Below are 260 nucleotides of genomic sequence, written 5' to 3'. Positions count from 1 at the left end.
TTGTAGGTGTGGAGCCATCGGGGGAACTCGGCGCAGCGTTCAGCGTCGCTGGTGTAGAGCCGGGCGTAGGCCCATTCGTCGGCCAGGGTCCGGTGAAATCTCTCCACTTTGCCGTTGGTTTGCGGGCGATAGGGTCGGGTCCGGCGGTGCTCGATGTCGCCAAGGGCGTCATTGAAGGCGTGTGATCGGTAGCAGGACCCGTTGTCGGTCAAGACCGTTCGCACTGTGAAGCCGCCGGATTCGTTGAACCAGGCGTTGGC

At 63.1% G+C, this 260-nt stretch carries 1 protein-coding gene; it reads right to left on the bottom strand.

Annotation, left to right across the window (positions count from 1 at the left end; all coding sequences use genetic code 11):
- Positions 1–260, bottom strand: a 260-nt coding sequence (locus tag LI92_RS21615; protein ID WP_046322743.1) for an integrase core domain-containing protein, incomplete at both ends; no start/stop codon positions are given.

The organism is Mycobacterium sp. UM_Kg1, assembly GCF_000972925.1.
GTDB lineage: Bacteria > Actinomycetota > Actinomycetes > Mycobacteriales > Mycobacteriaceae > Mycobacterium > Mycobacterium hiberniae.
Note: the sequence above shows the minus strand (reverse complement) of the source record. Positions and strands in the feature narration are given on the sequence as shown.